The organism is Rothia nasimurium (assembly GCF_928381415.1).
GTDB classification, from domain to species: domain Bacteria; phylum Actinomycetota; class Actinomycetes; order Actinomycetales; family Micrococcaceae; genus Rothia; species Rothia nasimurium_H.
In genome coordinates, this window is the sequence record NZ_CAKMSF010000008.1 from 78963 (window position 1) to 100746 (window position 21784).

Below are 21784 nucleotides of genomic sequence, written 5' to 3' on the forward strand. Positions count from 1 at the left end.
ACAGTGAGAACCTCGACCACGACAAAAGATGGGGAGTGCACGGTGACACACGAGCAGCTAGAGACTCAGGGCGCTACCTTGCTTCTGGGCGCGCCCGGCAGCGGTAAAACCCAGGCCCTGCTAGAGGCAGCTACCGAATTTATTGAGCAGGGCAAAGACCCTGCCCGCCTGCTGGTGCTCACCCCCTCACGCGTCAGCGCAACCAGATTCCGAGAAGCGCTCTCAGCCCGCATCATCGCAACAGTCTCAACCGCCCCGGTGCGAGCCTGGCAGGCTTACGCTTTTGACCTGCTACGACGGGCCCATATCGAGGGTTACCTACCCCACCTGGACTTCACCCCCAAGCTCCTTTCAGGCCCCGAGCAGGACGTCCTGATTAAAGAACTCCTTGACGGCCACCGCAGCGGCGAAGGCTCTGGCATTATCTGGCCCGATGACCTCCGTGAAGCCCTTGAAACCCGCGGTTTCCGCCACGAGGTGCGAGACTTCTTCGACCGCATGGCCGAATACGACCTCACAGCCTCAGCAGTTGCAGACCTAGCACAGCGCTTCGACCGCCCCGAGTGGCGGGCCCTGGCTAAGCTCTACACCGAATACCGCCAGGTGCGCGCTCTCCGCGCCCCGCATGCCTTCGACCCCGCAGCCCTTATCCACGAGGCCACCAAGACCCTGCTAGCCCACCCCGATGTGCTGAGCGCAGAACGCGCCCGCTTTGACCTGGTGCTCATTGATGACGTGCAAGAACTCACTCCCTCTATCTACCGGCTGCTGGCTGTTCTGACCGGCAGGGCAGCAGAGTATTTGCGTGCCACAGCCAGTAACTCACTGGCCTCTGGGGCAGATGGCGAACCCGCAGACCTAGACGGCCTCCTTGCCTCAGGCCCGGTAGTGGTCATGACCTGCTGCACCGATACGGTCGTGCAGGGCTTCCGCGGAGCCAGCCCCCAGCTGGCAGCCAACCTCCCCGACATCTTCCCCTCTCTCGTTACAGAAGAGCTCACCACGAGCTGGCGCATGGCACCTGTTATCGCCGAGCGCTGGGCAGAACTGGCCTCCCGCCTACCCATTGTGCCCCGGGCAGCCCACCGGCGCGTCCTTACCCCCGCTCCGCAGGAGCCCAGCGAAGAAGCCCTCCTGCCGGTCGGGGACGACGGCGCCCTGCTAAACCCCGCAAAAGCAGCAGAACCAGACCCCGAGGTGCTGGGACTGGTTGTAGAAACCCCCCAGCAGGAAAACCAGCTGCTAGCCCAAATGATCCTCGAAGATCACCTTTACCGGGGCAGGGCCTACCAGCGTAGCGCTATTATCGTGCGAAACGGCTCAGACGTCACCCGGCTCAAACGAGCCCTCATTAACCTGGGTGTTCCCGTACAAACAGCGGCTTCCATCACCCCCGTGCGCGATGAACCTGCCGCCCGCCCTTTCCTTGATGCCCTGGGGCTAATCCTGCACACCCGGCGTCTACGGGCTACGGAGCGGGCCACGAGCCCTCACGACGCAGAGACAGAGCTATCAGCTACCCAGCAAGCAAACACCTGGGGCCTGGGCGCTGATACCGCGGTTTCCCTGCTGACCTCCCGTCTGGGTGGGGCCTCGACCATGGACGTGCGTCGTTTACGCCAGCGTCTCCGCGCAGAAGAACTGCGCGCCGGGGGCACCCGCGACAGCGATGCCCTCCTAGTTGAAGCCCTAGTCAACCCCCAACTACTGCCCACCGGCGAAAGCAGCGCTGCTGCCCGCCGCCTGGGCCGGGTACTCACCGCAGGCGATAAAGCCCTCGACCAGCCCGGCGCTACCGCCGAAACCGTGCTCTGGGCACTCTGGGAGGCCTCAGAACTCGCCCCCCTCTGGAAAGCCCAGTCCCTCTCAGGCGGTGCAGGAGCCGACCGAGCCGGGCGAGACATCGACGCCATGATAGGCCTGTTTGAGGCAGCCGAACGCTACACCGACCAGATGCCGGGAGCCACCGCCGAACAGTTCTTGGCCTACATCGATGCCCAAGACCTACCCATGGATACCCTGGCAGAGCGCACCAACCACCGCGACGCCGTAGAAATCATGACCCCCGCTCTCGCCGCAGGGCGCGAATGGGACACCGTCTACATCGCCGGCTTGCAAGATGGCACCTGGCCGAACACCACCGTCCGCGGCTCCCTACTGGGAACCCTCGACCTTGTGGACGCAGCTACCGGGCGCCTGGATACAAACGGGCGCAATAACGGTGGGGGAGTAGCTCCCGGCTATTCGCTCCTTGAACGCCTACGCTCCAACCGTTTCGACGAGTTCCGTATGTTCGCCACAGCAACCTCACGAGCCCGCTCCCGGGTAGTCTGCACCGCTGTATCTTCTGCCGATCAGGCCCCCAGCGAGCTGATCGATATCTTTGCCCCGGCCCCCGGTGGCGAGCGTCCCCTCACCGAGGTCCGCCGCCCCATGACCCTGCGCTCGCTGGTTGCCGAACTGCGCCAGTGGTCAGAAGCCCAGCATATTTCACCGGCGAAAGCCGATGCCGCTGCCCGCCTGCTGGGCCGACTCGCTGACCCTGAGCAGACCTCCGGGCTGAACCTACCCGGTGCCCACCCCCGTTCCTGGTGGGGGTTGTTGCCCCTGTCCTCACTGGCTCCGGCCTTTGAAGGGGACGGGCCGATTCCGGTATCGCCGTCTCAGATTGAAAAGATTCACCGCTCGCCCCTGGACTGGTTTGTAGCTGCCTCCCGTGCTGAAGCTGCTACCGACGCCTCGCGATCGCTGGGCACTCTCATCCACGCCATTTGCGAAGATATGCCCGATGGGAACGGAACCGACCTGCGCGACGAGCTCCACCGCCGCCTACCCCAGCTAGGGCTTCCTGACACCTGGGAGAGCCAGAAGATGGTGGAGCGGGCCGAGGGCATGCTCCAGAAGTTTGCTGACTACGTGCGAGACCTCAAGGGTAAAGGACGCTCCCTGGTGGGTGTCGAGGGTTCCTTTAGTGTGCTGGTGCCCGGCCCCGCTAAGGACGCCCTGCTGTCGGGGCGTGTAGACCGCATCGAGGTAGACCAGGTAGGGCGCTTCATTATCATCGATCTAAAGACCGGTAAGAGTAAACCCAGTAAGGCAGATCTTGAACAGCACCCGCAGCTCGCTGCCTACCAGGTTGCTCTTGAAGCCGGTGCAGGGGCGCTGATGCAGCAGGCTCTACAGCACGATGCCCTAGCCCAGAAAGAGGGTGAGCAGCCAGCGAAGCCGCAACCGAACCAGGTGCCGGTACTCGACGGGCTCCACGAGCTTTCTGGCGGTGCCCTGCTTCTACAAATTGGTGGGACCACGAAGAGCTACTCCGAGCAGGAGCAGGCCCCGCTGACCGCTGAAAGTACCTGGGCTGTTGAACTTATCAACCGGGCTGCCGAACTGATTGCAGGGGAGCACCTGCAGGCTCGGCATACCGCAGGTGGCCCCTTCGGTATTGGCTGTGCCCTCCCCGATATCTGCCCCATCTGCTCACGGGGCCGCGCTATTACCGTCCGCCCCGCCCAGTAAAGGCAGAATCATGACTGAACAGAAGCCAGCAGAAACCTTTCTCAGCCCTGAAGATATTGCAAAAGCCCTGGGCCGCCCCCTACCCACAGCGGAGCAATCTGCCATTATCAGCTCCCCGCTGGTACCCCGCCTGGTCGTAGCGGGAGCAGGCTCGGGTAAGACCGCCACCATGGTGGACCGTGTGGTGTGGCTGGTTGCAAACGGGCTTGTGCGCGCCGACCAGGTACTGGGGGTGACCTTCACCCGCAAGGCCGCCGGTGAACTGCGGGAGCGTATGCGCTCCCGCCTTGAAGAGCTCCGCCGCCAGGGGCTCGTACGAGAAAACCCTGATCAGGGCGCGGACGGGGTCACGAGCGACCCTACCATCTCCACCTACCACTCCTACGCTAATACGCTGGTGCAGCAGTACGGGCTCCGCATCGGCGTAGAAGACGATGCCCAAATGCTGGGTGGCGCTCAAACCTGGCAGCTGGTTGCCCAAATCGTGGAGCACTATGAGGGTAAGCTACCTGAAAAAGACGTCGCTAAATCAACCATGGTGGAATCCATCATCAAACTCTCGTCCGAGTGCGCTGAACACCTGGTAAGCCCAGATACTGTCATCGACTGGTGCACAGAAACTCTGAAACAGGTAGATCACCTGGGTAAGCCCACGGTTAAGGGGGCTACCACTGAACAACGAGCCCTGGTGCAGGGGCTACAACTGCGTATTTTTTACGCTGAGCTGGTCAAACGCTATTCGTCCATCAAAGAACAGATGCAGGTGATGGACTACGGCGACCTCATCGCCAAGGCTGCCCACATCGCGAAGACCGTACCTCAAGCTGCGCAGACAGAACGGGAACGCTTTAGGGTGGTGCTGCTGGACGAATTCCAAGACACCTCCCATGCCCAGATGCAGCTCTTCTCCGATTTGTTCGGGGCAAAAGCAGATGCCCCTGCCCACCCCGTGATGGCGGTGGGCGACCCCAAGCAGTCTATCTACGGCTTCCGCGGAGCTTCTGACGGCCAGCTCTTTAGCTTCTACGACTACTTCCCAGCAGAAGACCGTACCGCCAGCTACCTCACCGTGGCCTGGCGAAATGACACTTCTATCTTGGCAGCTGCCAATCGGGTAGCTGAGCCCCTGAGCGTAAGCCCCGACTGGGTTCAGCGCACCCACACCATCGAGGTGCCGCCCTTGGCCGCGCGCCCCAACCCCACTGCGGGGCGGGTGCTGGTGGGGGAGTACCTCACCGACCTGCAAGAAGCCCGTGCCCTTGGCCAGATGATTGCCGAGCAACGCTCTAGCTTTGTCGGCCGCCCGCTCTCAGACATGCCGACCATGGCCGTCCTCTGCAAAAAGCGAGCCATGATGGAACCCCTGCAAGAAGCCTTTGACGAGCTGGGCGTCCCCTACCAGGTAGTAGGTCTGGGCGGTTTGCTCGATACCCCCGAAATCGTAGATCTGGTGTCGGTGCTCCGAGTGCTGAGCGACCCCGGCCGTTCAGATGCGCTCATGCGCATACTGGCTGGCGCCCGCTGGCGGCTCGGCTTATCTGACCTGCTAGCCTTTGGCGAATGGGCAGAAGCCCTTAAACGCCAGCGAGAACTTGAAATCAGGTTTGGCATTACAGCCCAGGCCGCTGCCCTGCGCGCCGAACAGGAAATCCTCGACGAGGTTGAGGGGCTGAGCGAAGCCGCTGAACGCGGTGCCACCAGTGCGAGGGACCTAAAGGACGCTGGTGAGCAGGTGCCCGCGTCCGCTGAAGACTACCGGCGCCTGCTCCAGGCTGCCGCCCCCGACGTCACCGACGGAGCCTCCCTGATTGAGGCGCTCGAAAACCTGCCACAGGAGGGCTGGGTCTCAGCCCGCAGCGGCCGGTCCATCAGCGCCGAAGGCTTGAAACGACTTCAGGCCGTATCGAGGGAACTGACCTACCTGCGCCAGTTCACTGCCGATGACCTCACCACCCTCATCAGCGAAATTGAGCGCACCCTCCTGCTCGATATCGAGCTAGCTGCCCGCCCGGGAGCACACGCCACATCGGCCCGCAGGCACCTTGACGCCTTCTACGATGTGGCCGCTACCTACGAGTCCACAGCCCCCCGAGTGAACGCCCTGCTCCTGGCCGCTGCCAACGGTCAGCCCCTGGAAGAGGGGGAGGCCGGCGTCCGTTTTGCCCTCAGCGCCACCGGCGCCTCGGCATCGGGGATTAGCGGCTTCTTAGCCTGGCTCGATGCGGCAGCCCAGCAGGAAGCCGGGCTCGAAATGGCAGCAGAGGCCCCCCGGCACGACGCGGTGCAAATTCTCACCGTGCACGCTTCAAAGGGGCTGGAGTGGGACCAGGTATACATTCCGGGTATGGCTGCCGGAGACTTCCCCGATGCTAAGGACGAGCGCTGGACCAAGCAGGGGGATACTCTGCCCTGGCCCCTGCGCGGGGACGCCGCCTACCTACCCGGCTGGCGGTCAGACTTTGATCATTTGCAGGATCTCGGTGATTTCATGGCCCAGCTCTCGGAGCAAGCGGTAGAACACCGCACCCTGGAAGAGCGCCGTCTGGCCTACGTGGGGTACACCCGTGCCCGATCCCTGCTCGTTCTGACGACCTCGGCCTGGAAGGGAACCATGGCTAAGCCCCGCCTCATGTCTGATTTCGTCGCCGAGTTACTCGATGCCCCGGTTGAGTTAGCTGAAATTCTGAGCGAGCTTGACCCTGAGCAGGTAGGCACCGTCAACCCCCAGTCAGCCACGATTACTACCGCCCTCTGGCCCTTCGACCCCTTCGACGGGCCCCATCAGATGACCTGGACCTCCCTTCAGGAACTCGAAGCAGCAGGCCCTGCACCCAGCCCAAACGAGAGTAAACAGGGCAACCTAACAGGGCTCAGCCCCCGCCAGATAGTCGAGCGTGCGGCCCGGAACGTGCTGCGCGGAGGGCTTGAGGCAGATGTGCTAGCTGAAGCTCTCGCTGCCCTCCCCGACCCCACCCCGGAGCAGAGCCAAGAGGCACGAGACGCTATCGAGGACTGGCAGGAAGAAACCGACCTGCTCCTGAGCCTGCTGGCCGCACCCGCGGAAAACAGTTCCTTCGAGCTACCCGGACACCTGTCAGCCTCCCTGCTCGTCAATCTGGTCAAAGACCCGCAGGCCGTCATCGACAACATGCGACGCCCCATGCCCCAAAAGCCGGGTATCGCGGCCCGCCAGGGAACCATCTTCCACAGCTGGGTTGAAGACCACTTTGGCACCAGCGGCATGCTCGATATGGACGAAGATTTCGATGACGACAGCACCGAAGAAGAGCTCAATATTCCGGCCCTGCGAGAGAACTTCCTCGCCAGCGAATGGGCAAGCCGTGAACCCTGGGCCCTGGAATACCCGCTGGAAACACCTCTTGCCGGAGTAACGGTGCGCGGCCGCATCGACGCCATCTTTACCCGGACGGACGGCGACGGCTCGACCGTCTGGCAGCTGGTGGACTGGAAAACGGGGCAGCCGCCGCGCACCAAGAAGGAACTCAAAGAACGGTCGGTGCAGCTCTCCCTCTACCGCCTGGGCTTTGCCCGCCTACAGGGGGTACCCGAAGAAAACGTAGAGGCCCATTTCTTCTACGCTTCTACCGGAAAAAGCATTGAAGTGACCAACTTCTCCACCCGGGCAGAGCTAGAGAAAGCCCTGGAACGGGCCGGTCAGTTAGCCGGCTAGGGCTCCAACAGCTCGCAGCTCAGCTTCGAGGTGGTCGAGCATAGAAACAGCCTCTGAAATCATGACCCGGTCTTCTAGCTCCACCCCGCGAATCAGCCACTGGGCCAGACCGAACTCGGCATAGAGGTTAGCTCGAGCTTCGAGGTTCCGGTCGGGTTCCTGGGGCATCTCTTCACGGTAGGCCGCAAAGACCCTCTCCCTAAAGAGGGGGTCTTCGCAGGCATAGAGCCAGGCGAAGTCAGCAGCGGGATCACCGACGCAGACCTCTGACCAGCCGGTGATCTCAACGATTTTCTTCTGATTAAGTACCAGGTTGTCTTCGTTGAGGTCCCCATGAATGACGCGGGGGCGGAAGTCCCACATCACTGAATCGTTGAGCTGCTCTTCCCAGCGGGTGAGCAGTCCGGAGGGTACTTTGCCGGTAGCGACAGCTAGGTCAAGCTCGGCAAGGCGGCGCTCGCGGACCTGCTGGCCGGTGTAGACCGGTAGGTCGGCGTCCTCAACGATGGTGGTGGGGAAAACGTGAATGGTAGCGATGTGGCGGGCAATCTCGTCCGCAATATTGGGCTGGCCCTCGCGGGTTCGGTGGGAGAGGTCCGCTAAATCGTCGATGTCGTAGTGGGAGCCGGGGTTGTGGGTGTAGATGAAGGCCTGCCGCCCGTCGAGGGGAACGGTACCCACAATGGTGGGTACGAGGAAGGGCAGGCGGGCGCGGAGCCCCGGCGTAAAGGACTGGAGGATGACGTGTTCCGCTTCGAGGCGCACGCTAGCTTCGGGGTGCTTGGGGGCGCGGACGCGCCAGCGCTTGTCGGCTGAGTCAATGATGATGGCTGAGTCGAAGTCGAGGGCGTCGTCGGCTGAGGGCAGGGCGGCTACGGGGTAGAGCCCGGGAACCCCAGCTGATACGATGGCGGCAAGTTGAAGCGGTGTTGAAGTCACACTTTTAAGGGTACAAGAGAAGTTGGAACGAACCCGATATGAATGCTGAAAATATGACTAATCTGTCGGCATCTAGTTCGCAGGACGATACGGACGCAGCACCCGGCACGAGCGGGCAGGGCTGGTTTTCGCCCCTGGGGCGGTTACCGCTGACTACTGACCGGGTGCGAACCAGCGGCGCCGTGCGGGAGCGTCCAGGGTTCTTCGCTCACCTGGGGCAGGCCCTGACGGGCGGGCAAGACACCACAGATAGAACACCCAGCGACCTTTACCCCTGGCTTCTTAGCCCCGCCCTGCTGGCAGTTGACCGGGGCAAGGTGCTGGTTCACCAGACCGGCCAGGGGCTAGAACCGTTGGACCTAGCGCAGGTTTTTGATCTGCATACTGAAGCTGTACTCGACTACACGTCCCGCGACCGTCACCAGCACCCAACCCTCATCTTCGCAGGAAGCCGGGTAGCGGCGTCCGCACCTACACAGAAGGGGGAGACAACCGAACAACCCGTGCTCGTAATCCTGGCTGACTTTGACCGCTTCTTAGACCTGGGAGAATCACCCCTGAACCTCCAGGGCTTTGAAAACCAGGAGCAAACCCTCGCTGAGGTGGTAGCTGCCCGCTCGGGCGGCGAGTGGGTGAACATACGCGACTACGCTGCCTACGCTTATGAGGGGCAGGGAGCAGCCTTCGCCTGGGGCGAGGTGCTGGCGGCTGCGGCGTCCTTGAGCACCTGGCATGCATCCTCTGGTTATGATGCGCGGACGGGCACCCCCACCTTCGCTACCCGCGGAGGCTGGGTGCGGGTCACTGAAGATGGTAGAGAGCTCTTCCCCCGCACAGACCCCGCCGTCATTACAGCCGTTACCGCTGAGACTGGGGGAGAGAACAAGATTCTGCTGGGGCAGGCGCGGGCCTGGGGAAAAGGGCGCTTTTCTACCTTTGCCGGGTTCGTTGAGGGCGGCGAAGCCCTTGAAACCGCTGTGCTCCGAGAGGTCTACGAGGAGTGCGGTGGGCGGGTCACCTCGCTGAGGTATCTAGGGTCGCAGCCCTGGCCCTTCCCCAGGTCACTGATGTGCGGTTATCTCGCTGAAATCTCCAACCCCAACCAGGTTGAAGCCGACGGGGCTGAAATTGAAGAAATTCGTTGGTTTAGCCGAGCCGAACTACTTGAAGCCCACCGGTCTGGCGCTGTGCAACTTCCCGGGCCCAGCTCTATTTCCCGCCGCCTGATCGAGTTCTGGCTGGGGCAGCCGCTGGGGCATCCCCAGACGCCTGCTGAGCGGTAGACTAGAAAGCTGGCGTGGCCCTCATCGGCCACAAGGACTGCGAGGGTAGGGGAGAAGCACCATGATTCACGATAAGCTCAGGGCCCAGCCCATTACCCTGTCTGCCCCCAACCCCGAGACTATCCTTGAGGGGCTTGACCCCGAACAGCGTCGGGTGGCTACCGAACTTGCCGGGCCCATGTGCGTGATGGCAGGTGCCGGTACCGGCAAGACCCGTGCCATCACCCACCGCATCGCCTACGGTATCGCCATCGGTCGCTACAACCCGCGGGCCGTCCTGGCTCTCACCTTCACCAACCGGGCAGCCGAAGAAATGAAGGTGCGCCTGCGCCAGCTGGGTGCCGCCGGGGTTGTAGCCCGTACCTTCCACTCAGCCGCTCTCGCCCAGCTACGCTATTTCTGGCCCCAGGCCATCGGCGGGGCGCTACCCGAGATTATCAAGAATAAGTCCCAGTTCATCATCGAATCAGCCCGCCGCCTAGGGCTGGCTACCGACCGGGCCATCGTGCGCGACCTTGCCAGCGAAATCGAGTGGGCTAAGGTTTCCATGCTCACGGCCGACTCCCTCATGCCCCACCTGGCTCACCGGGAGCTGCCTGCAGATATCAGCCCCATCGACATGGTGCGCCTCCTGCGTACCTACGAGGAGCTGAAGGACGAGCGCAACGTTATCGACTTTGAAGATATCCTGCTGCTGACCGTCGCCATCATCGAGGAAAACCCCGATATCGCCGCCCAGATTCACCAGCAGTACCGCCACTTCGTGGTGGACGAATACCAGGACGTCTCCCCCCTGCAGCAACGCCTACTGGACGCCTGGTTGGGGCGTCGCGATGACCTGTGCGTGGTGGGCGACGCCTCCCAGACCATCTACTCTTTTGCCGGGGCAACCAGCCGCCACCTGCTCGAATTCCGCACCCGTTTCGAGGGCGCCACCGTGGTTAAGTTGGTGCGTGACTACCGTTCCACCCCGCAGGTGGTCGACCTGGCTAACCGCCTGTTAGCTGCCCGCCGTCAGATGCCCGATTCCACCCGCTACTCCTGGGCCCCGCCCCTGCAGCTGGTCTCCCAGCGCGAGCCTGGGGCTAAACCCGAGTGGTTTGAGTACGCCGATGACGAGCAAGAAGCAATCGGTATCGCTGAAGACATCAAGGATCTCATCGACAAAGAGGGCGTTCCGGCAGCCGATATCGCCGTGCTCTACCGCACCAACTCCCAGTCAGCTGCCCTGGAACAGGCCCTCACAGACGCCGGAATCAACTATCAGCTTCGCGGCGCAGAACAGTTCTTTGACCGCCCCGAAGTCCGAGCCGCTATCAGCATGCTCCAGGGCGCAGCCAAGGGCGCTGAAGCCACCGACAGCGTCACCCAGCTCGTGAGAGATAACCTCAAAAACCTGGGCTGGTCAGCCAAAGCCCCCCAGCGTTCAGGCCAGGAACGAGCCCGCTGGGAGTCCCTTGAAACCCTGGTGTCCCTTGCCGACCGCCTCGCCGACGAGCGCAGGCAAGCGCGGGAGCGGGCGTCCGCTAACGGCGCCACCGACCTGCCCCCCGAATTCACCCTCTACGAGCTGGTCGCGGTGCTTATCCAGCGCTCCCAGCACCGCGATGCTCCCTCCCTCAACGGCGTCACCCTCGCCTCCCTTCATGCAGCCAAGGGCTTGGAGTGGGAGGCAGTCTTCCTGTGCGGCCTCAACGAGGGCCTTATGCCCATCTCCTTCGCCCAAACCAGCGACGAGGTAGACGAAGAACGCCGTCTCTTCTACGTCGGTATCACCCGCGCCCGCTCCTACCTGACCTTGAGCTGGTCGCGCTCGCGAACCCCCGGAGGACGGGCTGGGCGCAAACGCTCCCGCTTTATCAACGACATCGCTCCCAAGGGGGTCTAGTGGCTATTTCGCGTGAGATTCTGCCGGCAACGGCGTCCCGCCCCGAGATTGAGGTGGTGCGCTCTACCCGCCGCACCCGCACGGTGCAGCTAGCTCCACCGAACCAGAGCGGACGCCTGCGCCTGATGGTTCCCGCCACCTCCACCGATAGGGAGATTGAGGACTACCTGCGCCGCATGCTACCTAAGGTAGAGGCCCGCCGGGCCCGTAAGGACGCCGGTGCCCAGCGGGGTGCTCTCGATGAGTTTTTGCGGGAGCGAGCTGACTACCTGCGAGCCACCTACCTGCCGGAAGCCCCAGAACCGCTCTCAATCCGGTGGGTCACCAACCAGAAGCAGCGCTGGGCCTCAGCGACCCCCGCTGAGCGCACGATTCGCATCTCGCATACACTTCAGGGCGCACCGGAGTACGCCCTGGATTCAGTGATTTTTCACGAGCTCTGCCACTTTCTAGAGCCCAACCATTCACCGGCTTTTAGGGCCCTTGAAGCCCGCTACCCCCATCTTGAGAAAGCGCGGGGCTTCTTGGAAGGTGTTACTTTTGGGCAGCGGGCGCAACAGGCAGGAAGGGTCTAGAGAAGACTCTTCCCTAGACCGGTGCCTCTTTATTCTTTGTCTTCGGACCCTTCAGCGGGCTCGTCATAGCCGCCAGCCAGAAGCTTTTCGAGGGCTGCGTCGAACTCGTCCTCGCTGGCGTTGAGCAGGGCCCGGCGGGAGGTGAAGCCTGCGGGGTCGTCCAGATCCTCGCCGGTGGGTAGGGTCTCGGGGCCCTCCCAGAGCTGGTCGCGGGCCTCAAAGCCGTGGTTTTCTTCGTAGTGACGCCAGAAGGCAAGGGCCTCGCGCATCTTGCGGGGGCGCAGCTCAAGGCCAACCAGCTGGGCAAAAGCGTGCTCTGCGGGGCCGCCGGTGGCGCGGCGGCGGGCCATGGTCTCAGCCAGCTGCGGGGCCATGGGTAGGTTTTTGGTGGCCTGCTCGGTGACGAGGCTGACCCAGCCTTCGATCAGGGCCAGCAGGGTTTCGAGGCGGTCAAGGGCCAGCTGCTGGTCTTCGGTGAGCTGGGGTTTGAACATGTCGCCGGCGAAGGCGTCCATTATGGCTTCGGGGTTTGAGGGGTCGAAGTCGATGTCGTTAGCAGCTGCCTGCATACGCTCAATATCAACGTGAATGCCGCGGGAGAAGCGTTTGATGAGGTCGATGATGTCTTCACGCAGCCAGGGGTTGGTCTTGTGCAGGCGAATCAGGGCAGCTTCGCGCACGGCAAGGTAGAGCATGACCTCTTGGGCCGGGATTTCTAGGCCTTCGCCAAAGGCCGCAACACCGGCAGGTAGCAGGGCTGAGCGCCCCTGGGCCAGCGGGATACCAATGTCGGTGGACGAGACGACCTCTTCGGCCAGTTTGCCGATAGCCTGCCCCATCTGCATACCGAACATCATGCCGCCAAGACCGGCAAAGAGATTGCCGCCGCCGAGCATGCCGGCCATTTCTTCGGGCATCTGCTGCTGGATAGAGGAGGTCATGGCTGATGAGACTTCTTCGGCAACGGGGCCGGCGATGTCTTTCCAGGTGGCAAAGGAGTTCTCAACCCACTCGGCTTTGGCCCAGGCTTCAACGCCGAAGGCAGGACGCTCGAAGATGGTCACGGGGTCCAGCCAGAGATCTGCTAGGGCAGCAGCGTCACGGACTGCGCCTGCCTGGGATGAAGTTACCGAGGGGTCTTCGCCCATGGCCAGTACCTGGCGGGCATGCTGCTTGGCCATATCCCAGTTGACGGGCTCGTCGCTAGACTGGGCGCTCATCATGGAATTGACCTGGGCGAAGATGCCCGAGAGCATGGCCGGGTCGAGGGGGATACCCATGTTTTTGAGGGCATCGGCGTCGAAGCCCGCGGCCCCGTTCATGGCTGACGGAACAAACCCCTGCTCCTGTAGCTTTTTGAGGAACTCTTCAAGGGGGTCACGGCCAGCTGAGTCGTAGGGGTTGTTGGTCACGTTCTGCCTCGTTTCAATAGGGGGCTGCGGCGCCCGCCGCTACTGTTTCTCACTAGCCTACCGACCTCGTCGCGTACCCCGGGATGCTTTTAGCCCTGAGCCAAGTGGGAATTTGCTGGGGAGTGGGCTGGGCTGGGCGATTTTGCTAGTAGGCTAGTCCTATGGTTTTTTCGAAGAGGGACAAAGCAGCTACCCGCCCCCGTGAACGTCGGGCTGATTTGCGCACGGTGAGTGCGGTGGGGGCCCTGGGCCTGTCGATGTTTTCGCTGGTGATTCCGGTTGATTTCGTGACCGAATCACCCGGCCCTACCTTCAACACCATTGGTGAGTTCGATAGTAAGCCCCTGATTGAGATTGAGGGCGCCCAGACCTACCCGGTAAGCGGCAACCTCGATATGACCACGGTATCGGTTGCAGGCGGCCCCAACACTTCTCTCTTTGCGATTGAGGCGCTGGCAACCTGGTTGGAAGATTCTACAGCGGTGTTGCCCAGCGACCTCATCTACGATCCCTCAGTGACCAGCGAGCAGGTCACCGCGCAGAACAGTGCCGATATGTCCAACTCCCAGGAGGTAGCTCAGGCAGCTGCCCTCACCCAGCTGGGTATCGACTATACCGAAATTTTAACGGTGTCAGGTGCCGTTGAGGGTGGCCCCAGCCAGGGCATACTCCAGGAGGGCGACGTAATTACCGCTCTCAACGGTGAGCCGCTGGCAAGCTACACTGACCTGACCGAGCGGGTGAACGCGTCCGCCGGGCAGCCCGTCACCCTCACCGTGACCCGCGACGGCAGTGAACAGGAGGTCACCGTCACCCCCTCCTACAACGAGCAGGGGCAGCGCTACGTGCTGGGCCTCTACATTGCCCGGTCCTTTGAGTTCCCCATGACCGTTAACTACGGCCTCGAAGAAGTGGGCGGCCCGTCGGCCGGCATGATGTTTGCCCTGGGTATTATCGATGAGCTAACCGAGGGCGAGATGACCGGCGGAATTCACTTTGCCGGAACTGGCACCATCGACGCGGACGGCACCGTAGGCGGCATCGGCGGCATTGAACAAAAGATGCGGGGAGCTGCGGACGCCGGTGCTACGGTTTTCTTGGCACCGGCAGATAACTGCGGTGAGGTGGTCGGTAATGTGCCGCGTCGCCTGAACGTTATTAAGGTTGCTACCCTCGATGAGGCGGTAGATGCGGTGACCCGCATCGGCCAGGGTGAAGACCCCGTAACCTTCCCGACCTGTTCATAAGGGGCGGGGCTGGTCACCCCAGAGCTGAAATGCTAAGCCTACTCTCGAAACTCACAGCTTTCTTTGGCAAAATAGTGTCTTATATGTAGCGTCGCCCACTGTGCGGCGTCACCCACCACACAGGCCGCACCTTTGCGGCAGACACGAAACACAACTGAAGGATACCCGTGAGTACCGGAAGCACCCCTCCCCGTTCATCATCACGCGCTCCTCAACGTAGAAACCGGCCGCTGACCGTGACCGTGGCAATTATTGCCGCCCTGGTCGTAGCCTTTGTTTTTGCAACCCAGGTGTACACCGACGTCCTCTGGTATGACCAGCTGGGCTACCTCAAGGTTTTCATTACCCAAAACCTGACCCGCGGTGCCGTCTTCCTGGTTGCAAGTATCGTTGTAGGTATCGCCGTCTGGGCCAGCCTCTTCTACGCCTACAGGCACGGCCAATTACAGACTCCCAGCCCCCGTCGTCCTGCTAGTCCCCGACTAGATGCCAACGGCAACCCTGTACCCGACCCCTACGGCGATATGCAGGACATGTTCAACCAGAACATGGAGCGTTACCGCCAGGGTATTGAGCGTATGCGCAAGGTCCTTCTGATTGCTGTGCCGGTTCTTCTGGGTGCCTTCGTCGGCACCGGGGCCATGACCCAGTGGGAGACCGTCCTACTCTTCTTCCAGGGCGAAAGCTTTGGTACCACAGACCCCGAGTTCGGTCGCGACCTGGGCTACTTCATGTTTACCCTGCCCTTCCTCAACGTGGTGACCGGCCTGCTGAGCACCGCCATCATCTTCTCAGCGATGGCAGCCCTGGTCATGCACTACTTCTACGGCGGCATTGTAGTGGGGGAGCGCGGTATCACCACCACCGTGCATTTCCGCCGCCACATCGCAGTGCTCGGTGCCCTCTTCATTCTGCTGCGTGGCATCACCCTGTGGCTGGCCCGCTACAATGCAACCCAGGACCAGTCTGGCTCCTGGGCCGGTGCCATGTACAGCGACGTCAACGCCATTATCCCGGTCAACGCGATTCTGGCCATTGCCTCCCTGTTGGTCGCCGCCCTCTTCATCCTGGCCGCTGTGCGCGGGAACTTCCGTCTGCCCATCATCGGCACCGCCGTACTGGTGATCGCTTCACTGGTTGCCGGTGGCATCTACCCCTGGGTTGTACAGCGCTTCCAGGTCGTACCGAACGAACAGGCCGCAGAAGCCCCCTACATCCAGCGCAACATCGACGCTACCCGCGCCGCCTACGGCCTGGACCAGATCGACGTTCAGAACTACGACGCCACCACATCCACCGCAGCAGGTGCCCTGCGCGGTGAGAGTGAGACCATCTCTAACATCCGCCTGCTCGACCCCAACGTGGTCTCCGGAGCCTTTGCCCAGCTACAGCAGTTCCGCCCCTACTACCAGTTTGGGCAGAACCTCTCAGTGGATCGTTACTCCATCAACGGCACCGAGACCGACACCGTCATCGCTGCCCGTGAGCTGAACCCCGACCAGAATGCCGGGTCATCCTGGGTTAACCAGCACGTGGTCTACACCCACGGTTACGGCGTCATCGCAGCCTACGGCAACCAGGTTGAAGCCGACGGTAAGCCCAAGTTCATCCAGTCGGGTATTCAGGCAACCGGTGCAATTAGCGGCGACTACGAGCCCCGCATCTACTTCGGCCAGAGCTCACCTGACTACTCCATCGTGGGGGGCACCGCCGAGGACGAACCGCTAGAACTTGACCGCCCCCAGACGGCTGACGACGAAAGCGGCGCGGACGCCAAATACACCTTCAGCGGCAACGGCGGCCCCGTCATCGGTAACGCCTTTAACCGCCTGGCCTACGCCATCAAGTTCCAGTCCTCAGACATCCTGCTGTCGGACGCCGTCCGCCCCGAATCCCAGATTCTCTACGACCGTGACCCCTCAGAGCGCGTGAAGAAGGTTGCCCCCTACCTGACCGTAGACGGCAACCCCTACCCGGCTATCATCGACGGCCAGGTGCTCTGGATTGTGGACGCCTACACCACCAGTAACCAGTACCCCTACTCGCAGGCAGCCCAGCTTGATAATGCGACCTCTGATTCAGAGACCGCATCCGGCGTAACCCAGGCCCTGCCCAGCCAGCAGGTTAACTACATCCGTAACTCGGTTAAGGCCACTGTGAACGCCTACGACGGCTCGGTTACCCTCTACGCCTGGGACGACCAGGACCCGGTGCTGAAGACCTGGCAGAAGGTCTACCCCGATACCGTGCGTCCCTACAGCGAGATGAGCGCTTCGCTCATTGAGCACGTGCGCTACCCCCAGGACCTCTTCAAGGTACAGCGAGAGATTCTCAACGCTTACCACGTGACCAATGCAAATAGCCTCTACAACGGGGACGATCGCTGGTCGATTCCCAACGACCCCACTAACGACAGCGGCCGCCCGCTGCCCCCTTACTACATGTCCCTGCAGATGCCGGGTGAAGACTCAGCTCAGTTCTCCCTGACCACCAGCTTCATCCCCCAGCAGTCAGACAGCAACACCCGTAACGTCATGTACGGCTTCCTCTCCGCTAACGGTGACGCCGGTACCGGTAAGGACGGCGAAAAGGCTGAAGGCTACGGCAAGCTGACCCTGCTTGAGCTTCCCCGCTCATCGGTTGTTCCCGGCCCCGGCCAGGCTCAGAACGTATTTAACTCAGATACCGCTGTTTCAACCGAGCTGAACCTGCTGCGCCAGGGTGCCTCCGACGTCATCAACGGTAACCTGCTGACCCTGCCCGTGGGCGGCGGTATTCTCTACGTGCAGCCGGTCTACGTGCAGTCCTCCGGCGATGCCGCCTACCCCTCCCTGCGCCGCGTCCTCGTGGGCTTTGGTGAGCAGGTCGGCTTTGCCCCCACCCTGGAAGAAGCCCTGGATGAGCTCTTTAGCGGTTCCTCTGGCGCTGAAACCGCTGCCGATGCCGGTGTCGATGAAACCGAGGCCGCTCAGGCAGCTGACGGTACCGCTACCAACACCGATAGCGCCAGCCTGACCGGTGCCCTGCAGGACGCCCGCCAGGCAATGCAGGACGCGGACGCCGCCATGAAGGCCGGCGACTGGGCCGCCTACGGTGAAGCCCAGACCCGCCTAAATGAGGCCCTGCAGCGTGCCATTGATGCTGAAGGTATCGAGGGTACTGCCACCACCGAGGCAAGCCCCAGCCCCTCACCCTCCAACTAGGAGTTAGGCTGTAGCAGCCTTGGGTAGATAAGGACGCCGCCTCCCGCACCCAGCGGGCAGGTGGCGTCCTTTTGTGTAGAGTGCATCACAAATGCCAGTTTTGGCTTGCGCTGTGTTGATGAAGTGCGTATAGTTATATGAGTCGCCGCGGGGTGGAGCAGTTCGGTAGCTCGCCGGGCTCATAACCCGGAGGCCGCAGGTTCAAATCCTGCCCCCGCAACCATTTGATAAGTCGTCCCGTTCGGAATAAATCCGATCGGGGCGACTTTTTTCTTACCCTTTTCATCTTCAAAGTAATTTGGGGTAGGTGGGGTTGTAGTCATGATTGATGCTCCAAGTAGCTCATCAAGTGAAAGCCCCAAGGCTCCGGCAACAGTGAGTAGATCTTCAAGGCTAAAGGCGTTCTTGCCTCGCAGCTTGTCAGATACTGATGCTGTGGTAATGCCTAGAATCTGGGCTAAATCTTTCTGCTTCAGGTCAGCCCGGGCTATGGCTGACTTAACTTCTCGGGCAACTAGCTGATTTACTGAAATTGTTTGCATGGAACTATCTTTGCATGGCTCTAGCTCGGAAACAAGGGTGTACACGAAAAAAATTAGGTAAAACCTAAGATTCTGCTTGCTTAATCAGTTTTAACCTAATAGATTCAGAGTATGACTTATTCAGAACAGATTGCCGCCAATGTCCGCGCCGAAGTAGCCCGCGCAGGCCTTACACAAAAAGCGGTCGCCAGTCTACTCGGTCTTTCAACCGCATCAACCAGCGACCGCTTCAACAACCGCACACGCTTTGACCCAGATGAGCTTATGCTACTTGCTAATCACCTGGGCATTGATGTTGAAATTTTCTATAAAGTTCAAGCGCGCCAAGCGCAACCAGCGTAGTCAGGAACCGACCGGCTCACTAGCGAATCTCTACGGGTTCGACTGGCGAAAACCATCATCCTCATAAAGCTGTCTTAGTTGTTCCGCGCTAAGGGGGCGTATGGTGACGCCACCATCTGAAAAATTTGAATCTCCGTAATGGTAATCGTCAGTGGGTACGAGAGAAGACTCCATTGGCTCTTCGTAGTCAGAGGCCGTCATCTCTTCCTTATGGTCGGAGGCTCGCGTGGGAAATTTGGATCCTGCGAGGTTGCCTAACCAGACACCAAGAATACCCAGCCATGAAAACAGTTTCTGACAAAGCAGAACAGTAAGAAACAGTAGCCACTCAAAGAGGAAGCACAGACAAGCCAACCAGAAAATAATGGACATTCCCCTTCTCCAACGCCAATAGGCACTGAAGTGTTCAGAGGGAAAGGAGTCCAGGATTTTGGAAACGTACATAGCTTTTCTCTGATGATGGGGGCCATATGCAATAGATGCATCTACCAAGATGCTCGTTCCCGCTGGTGGCCACTGGTAATGAAACCAGGCGTCCTGGTTCCGTTTACCTCCCAGAACTGTGACAAAACATTTCTGACCTGTCCTAGCAACTTGGTAAGCCCTTCGAACCTGAATAATTTCCAGCTTGTGTGCAGAAGCGTACTGGTATGCAGAAGCCATCCTGCTGATACGCTCCGGCTTTCGCAAATGCGGTGGAGATAGAGCCATAGCCAGCCTTAAAACAATCGGAAATGCTGAATATTTTTTATCTTACTCCTGAGAGAAGAGAACGATGATTGGACACGAAAAAGAGGTAAAACCTCAACAGAGACCTGCGGAGGTGCTACCTCTCCGCACCCCAAAAACACGGCCCATCCAAACACTGGCCACCTACAAAGCAGGCACTGCCAGTAGGGAACTCATGGCCCAAATCAAGGCCTACGAAAAACGCGAGAAACTACCGGCCCTACGCCCTGGCAAACACCGCAACACCGCCCGCGTTATCCGATACAACCTCCTGCACGATGAAAAAGAACTAGCGGTCAAGACAATGGCCCACAACATCACCCACGCAGAAATCTGGATAGCACTAGCAGGCCTCAGTGGGGCGAAACCATGAGGGCACAAAAAAGCAGGCCACCTGCTTCAAAGGAGCAAACGGCCTGCTCACTGAAATCTGGAGAACCTCAGATGATCTTACCTATCGAAGAAACCAGACTCAGCCACGTAAAACCCTGCACCTCAGAGAGCTAACCCGCTGTGCTGAGGCACAAAGTATCACGCCCATCAATTCTACATGCACAATCACACCGCCTGATAGAAAGCTACACTCATGTCATCCAAGGCCTACGAATGGTCACTCACGCACGAGCTGAAAAGCCCAGCTCAATACCAGCTGTTGCACTTTCTCGGCATTACAGCAGACGATGAGGGCTACTTCTCAGACCGCGAAGGAATCAAAGGCATCGACTTCATCACCTACGTGACCGGTCAAAGCAAATCAACCATCATGCGAAGCCTGCGCGAGTTTGAAGAAGCGAACCTGCTGCACCGTGAACGCCGGTATGCTGCCGAGTTTGGTGCTCACCCCACAAACACCATCGTTTTGCATTTGTGGAATACCGGCACTAAGCAGCCTTGGTTCAGCTCCCGAGACCTCTACCTCATGCACAAGACCAGCCAAGCCCGCTTTGGAGTCACAGAAGAATCACCTAGTGGCATCGAGAGTGTCACTGTGACACCTCCGGTTGCTCCCCAAGGTGTCACTGTGACACCTCCGGGCAAAACCCCTAGTGAGCCCCAGGGTGTCACCCTGACACCTCCGGCAACCGCCCGAGGGCGTCACCCTGACACCTCCGGGGGCAAAATCAGTGTTTTGCCTAGTCGCCCCGAGGGTGTCACAGTGACACCAGAGTGTCACCCTGACACCTCTACGCGTGCGCGCGCGTTAAAAGGAAATCTTTTGACTGATATTCAATCAATCAGTCAGTCAGTCACCTCAAGTGCAGGCGCGCGAGAAAAAATGACTGACGGACTGACTGAGGCGAACCAGGCTTTGGAAAACCACCCGGCCCAGCCCATCGGGGCCATGCCCGCAGAAGTCGCCCAGCTCCAGCTACGAACCGCAATCAACCGCACCACCCCCGGCATGCTCGACACTGTGGACGGCCCAACCCTCGATGCCATCATGCGCCTGCTCGTTAGCCGTGAAGAGCGCCGAGGCAAGCAAGTGCAGAACCCCGTGGGCTTTTGCATCCGCGCCATCGGCAACGAACCTGGCGGCATCGAAGCACTCACTGCCCTGGCCAACATCGAACGCTACACCGCCCAAGAAACCCAACCAGCTGCCGCACCAGCCCCGCTGCCCTCAGCGCCAGTTGCCTTCTGCCAGGTACATACCCGTGAGTACACCGGCCACTGCCCCCTGTGCTTCAAAGAAGCCACCGGTGCACTAACCACCATCAGCCCCGAGACCCCCGCAGACGTTGAGGCTGGTAAAGCCCTGCGAGACCAGCTACGCGCCCGCCGCCAAGCAAAGAAAGAAGTCGCCTAGTGAAAAACCGTACGCCGCGTAAGTCCCTTGTCCTCATTGCTGTGTACGGGACAGTAATTCTTTCCCTTCTCTACATTTCCACGACTGGTTTTGTCATCAGCCTCAGAAGTGCGCTCCAAAATAACACTTTGACGTTGGGACAAACTGTTGAACAGACGTGGCTTGCAGTTCTGGATATAAAAAATCTAGCCACTTTCGTGCTGATCCTGTATATGTCGCTTTTCGTGACTGCTCTTGTAACTTCACCCCAGGGTGAAAACGACAGACTCAACTAAGGAGAAATATCACTATGCGCCTATCCCTCACAAATCGCCAGTTCAGAAGAAACATCGAAACAGCCCTGGTTGACATTAACGCGTACCTTCTGTTGCTCGAACAGTGGAGCCTTGACCCCCAGGGTATCGACATTCACCAGAAGAAGCGAGTTGGCCGGATGCTCGGTTCAGACATCAGATATCTCATCAAGGTAAGTAGATATACCCCTGGATATTTCTGGGTTGAAGATGAGCTCAAATCAACGATGAACCGATTGCAGATCCTGAGTTTGAGATGTCCTGAGCTTGACCCGTATCTTCCGCAATTGCCCGGCATTTTTATCTAGTCCACT

General features: G+C 60.3%; 16 protein-coding genes and 1 tRNA gene. 13 read left to right on the forward strand and 4 right to left on the reverse strand.

Features of this window, described 5'->3' with window-relative positions; genetic code table 11:
- Positions 1-42 precede the first annotated feature (42 nt).
- Positions 43-3519: an ATP-dependent helicase gene (locus tag L7A20_RS10335; RefSeq protein WP_237223449.1), complete on the forward strand. Its 3477-nt coding sequence runs from the start codon at positions 43-45 to the stop codon at positions 3517-3519.
- Between the two features lie 10 nt (positions 3520-3529).
- The gene (locus L7A20_RS10340; RefSeq protein WP_237223450.1) at positions 3530-7210 is read left to right on the forward strand and encodes an ATP-dependent DNA helicase; all 3681 of its coding nucleotides are present in this window, start codon (positions 3530-3532) and stop codon (positions 7208-7210) included.
- On the opposite strand, the gene L7A20_RS10345 is transcribed toward L7A20_RS10340, so the two are convergent.
- Entirely contained in the window at positions 7199-8149 is a 951-nt protein-coding gene (locus L7A20_RS10345; protein WP_237209833.1) for a phosphotransferase, read from the reverse strand. The two genes, L7A20_RS10340 and L7A20_RS10345, sit on opposite strands and share 12 nt — an antisense overlap.
- A gap of 53 nt (positions 8150-8202) precedes the next feature.
- Between L7A20_RS10345 and nudC the strand changes: the two genes are divergently transcribed.
- From nudC to L7A20_RS10360, 3 genes are all read left to right on the forward strand, one after another.
- Positions 8203-9432, forward strand: coding sequence for an NAD(+) diphosphatase (gene nudC, locus L7A20_RS10350; RefSeq protein WP_237223451.1), 1230 nt, complete (start codon positions 8203-8205; stop codon positions 9430-9432).
- Positions 9433-9493: 61 nt separating this feature from the next.
- Positions 9494-11320 carry an ATP-dependent helicase gene (locus L7A20_RS10355; RefSeq protein ID WP_185174401.1) on the forward strand — a complete coding sequence of 609 codons (1827 nt, stop codon included), beginning with the start codon at positions 9494-9496 and terminating at the stop codon, positions 11318-11320.
- Entirely contained in the window at positions 11320-11895 is a 576-nt protein-coding gene (locus L7A20_RS10360; RefSeq protein ID WP_237223452.1) for a M48 family metallopeptidase, read from the forward strand. The genes L7A20_RS10355 and L7A20_RS10360 overlap by 1 nt, the downstream gene beginning before the upstream one ends.
- Positions 11896-11924: 29 nt before the next feature.
- On the opposite strand, the gene L7A20_RS10365 is transcribed toward L7A20_RS10360, so the two are convergent.
- The gene (locus L7A20_RS10365) at positions 11925-13307 is read right to left on the reverse strand and encodes a zinc-dependent metalloprotease (protein ID WP_237223453.1); all 1383 of its coding nucleotides are present in this window, start codon (positions 13305-13307) and stop codon (positions 11925-11927) included.
- Between the two features lie 161 nt (positions 13308-13468).
- On the opposite strand from L7A20_RS10365, the gene L7A20_RS10370 reads away from it, so the two are divergent.
- From L7A20_RS10370 to L7A20_RS10380, 3 genes are all read left to right on the forward strand, one after another.
- Positions 13469-14554: a YlbL family protein gene (locus L7A20_RS10370; protein ID WP_237223454.1), complete on the forward strand. Its 1086-nt coding sequence runs from the start codon at positions 13469-13471 to the stop codon at positions 14552-14554.
- A 167-nt stretch (positions 14555-14721) separates the two neighbouring features.
- Positions 14722-17757, forward strand: coding sequence for a UPF0182 family protein (locus L7A20_RS10375; RefSeq protein ID WP_336603574.1), 3036 nt, complete (start codon positions 14722-14724; stop codon positions 17755-17757).
- A gap of 146 nt (positions 17758-17903) precedes the next feature.
- Positions 17904-17980 (forward strand) — tRNA-Met (locus L7A20_RS10380).
- Here L7A20_RS10380 and L7A20_RS12125 read toward each other — a convergent pair.
- On the reverse strand, positions 17937-18299 hold the full coding sequence (locus L7A20_RS12125) for a helix-turn-helix domain-containing protein (protein ID WP_423817438.1): 363 nt from the start codon (positions 18297-18299) through the stop codon (positions 17937-17939). The two genes, L7A20_RS10380 and L7A20_RS12125, sit on opposite strands and share 44 nt — an antisense overlap.
- Before the next feature lie 111 nt (positions 18300-18410).
- Between L7A20_RS12125 and L7A20_RS10385 the strand changes: the two genes are divergently transcribed.
- Positions 18411-18641 carry a helix-turn-helix domain-containing protein gene (locus tag L7A20_RS10385; RefSeq protein WP_237223456.1) on the forward strand — a complete coding sequence of 77 codons (231 nt, stop codon included), beginning with the start codon at positions 18411-18413 and terminating at the stop codon, positions 18639-18641.
- A 30-nt stretch (positions 18642-18671) separates the two neighbouring features.
- Here L7A20_RS10385 and L7A20_RS10390 read toward each other — a convergent pair whose 3' ends face one another.
- Positions 18672-19013: a hypothetical protein gene (locus L7A20_RS10390; protein WP_237223457.1), complete on the reverse strand. Its 342-nt coding sequence runs from the start codon at positions 19011-19013 to the stop codon at positions 18672-18674.
- Positions 19014-19545: 532 nt separating this feature from the next.
- Here L7A20_RS10390 and L7A20_RS10395 point away from each other — a divergent pair.
- The 4 genes from L7A20_RS10395 (at position 19546) to L7A20_RS10410 (ending at position 21778) form a co-directional block, all read left to right on the forward strand.
- Positions 19546-19743 carry a hypothetical protein gene (locus tag L7A20_RS10395; RefSeq protein WP_237223458.1) on the forward strand — a complete coding sequence of 66 codons (198 nt, stop codon included), beginning with the start codon at positions 19546-19548 and terminating at the stop codon, positions 19741-19743.
- A 903-nt stretch (positions 19744-20646) separates the two neighbouring features.
- Positions 20647-21177 carry a hypothetical protein gene (locus tag L7A20_RS10400; protein WP_237223459.1) on the forward strand — a complete coding sequence of 177 codons (531 nt, stop codon included), beginning with the start codon at positions 20647-20649 and terminating at the stop codon, positions 21175-21177.
- Positions 21177-21452 (forward strand): hypothetical protein, encoded by a 276-nt coding sequence (locus L7A20_RS10405; RefSeq protein WP_237223460.1) that lies wholly within the window; start codon positions 21177-21179, stop codon positions 21450-21452. Before L7A20_RS10400 ends, L7A20_RS10405 begins: the two co-directional genes overlap by 1 nt.
- 14 nt (positions 21453-21466) lie before the next feature.
- Positions 21467-21778, forward strand: a complete 312-nt coding sequence (locus tag L7A20_RS10410) for a hypothetical protein (RefSeq protein ID WP_237223461.1) — start codon at positions 21467-21469, stop codon at positions 21776-21778.
- The last annotated feature ends 6 nt before the right edge of the window (positions 21779-21784 follow it).

What these genes read in the sequence shown, in the direction of transcription:
- nudC (WP_237223451.1), top strand. Translation starts at nt 8,203, where the DNA reads ATGACTAATCTGTCGGCATCTAGTTCGCAGGACGATACGGACGCAGCA.
- L7A20_RS10385 (WP_237223456.1), top strand. Translation starts at nt 18,411, where the DNA reads ATGACTTATTCAGAACAGATTGCCGCCAATGTCCGCGCCGAAGTAGCC.
- L7A20_RS10400 (WP_237223459.1), top strand. Translation starts at nt 20,647, where the DNA reads ATGACTGACGGACTGACTGAGGCGAACCAGGCTTTGGAAAACCACCCG.
- L7A20_RS10340 (WP_237223450.1), top strand. Translation starts at nt 3,530, where the DNA reads ATGACTGAACAGAAGCCAGCAGAAACCTTTCTCAGCCCTGAAGATATT.
- L7A20_RS10395 (WP_237223458.1), top strand. Translation starts at nt 19,546, where the DNA reads ATGGCCCAAATCAAGGCCTACGAAAAACGCGAGAAACTACCGGCCCTA.
- L7A20_RS10410 (WP_237223461.1), top strand. Translation starts at nt 21,467, where the DNA reads ATGCGCCTATCCCTCACAAATCGCCAGTTCAGAAGAAACATCGAAACA.
- L7A20_RS10390 (WP_237223457.1), bottom strand. Translation starts at nt 19,013, where the DNA reads ATGTCCATTATTTTCTGGTTGGCTTGTCTGTGCTTCCTCTTTGAGTGG.
- L7A20_RS12125 (WP_423817438.1), bottom strand. Translation starts at nt 18,299, where the DNA reads ATGCAAACAATTTCAGTAAATCAGCTAGTTGCCCGAGAAGTTAAGTCA.
- L7A20_RS10370 (WP_237223454.1), top strand. Translation starts at nt 13,469, where the DNA reads ATGGTTTTTTCGAAGAGGGACAAAGCAGCTACCCGCCCCCGTGAACGT.
- L7A20_RS10355 (WP_185174401.1), top strand. Translation starts at nt 9,494, where the DNA reads ATGATTCACGATAAGCTCAGGGCCCAGCCCATTACCCTGTCTGCCCCC.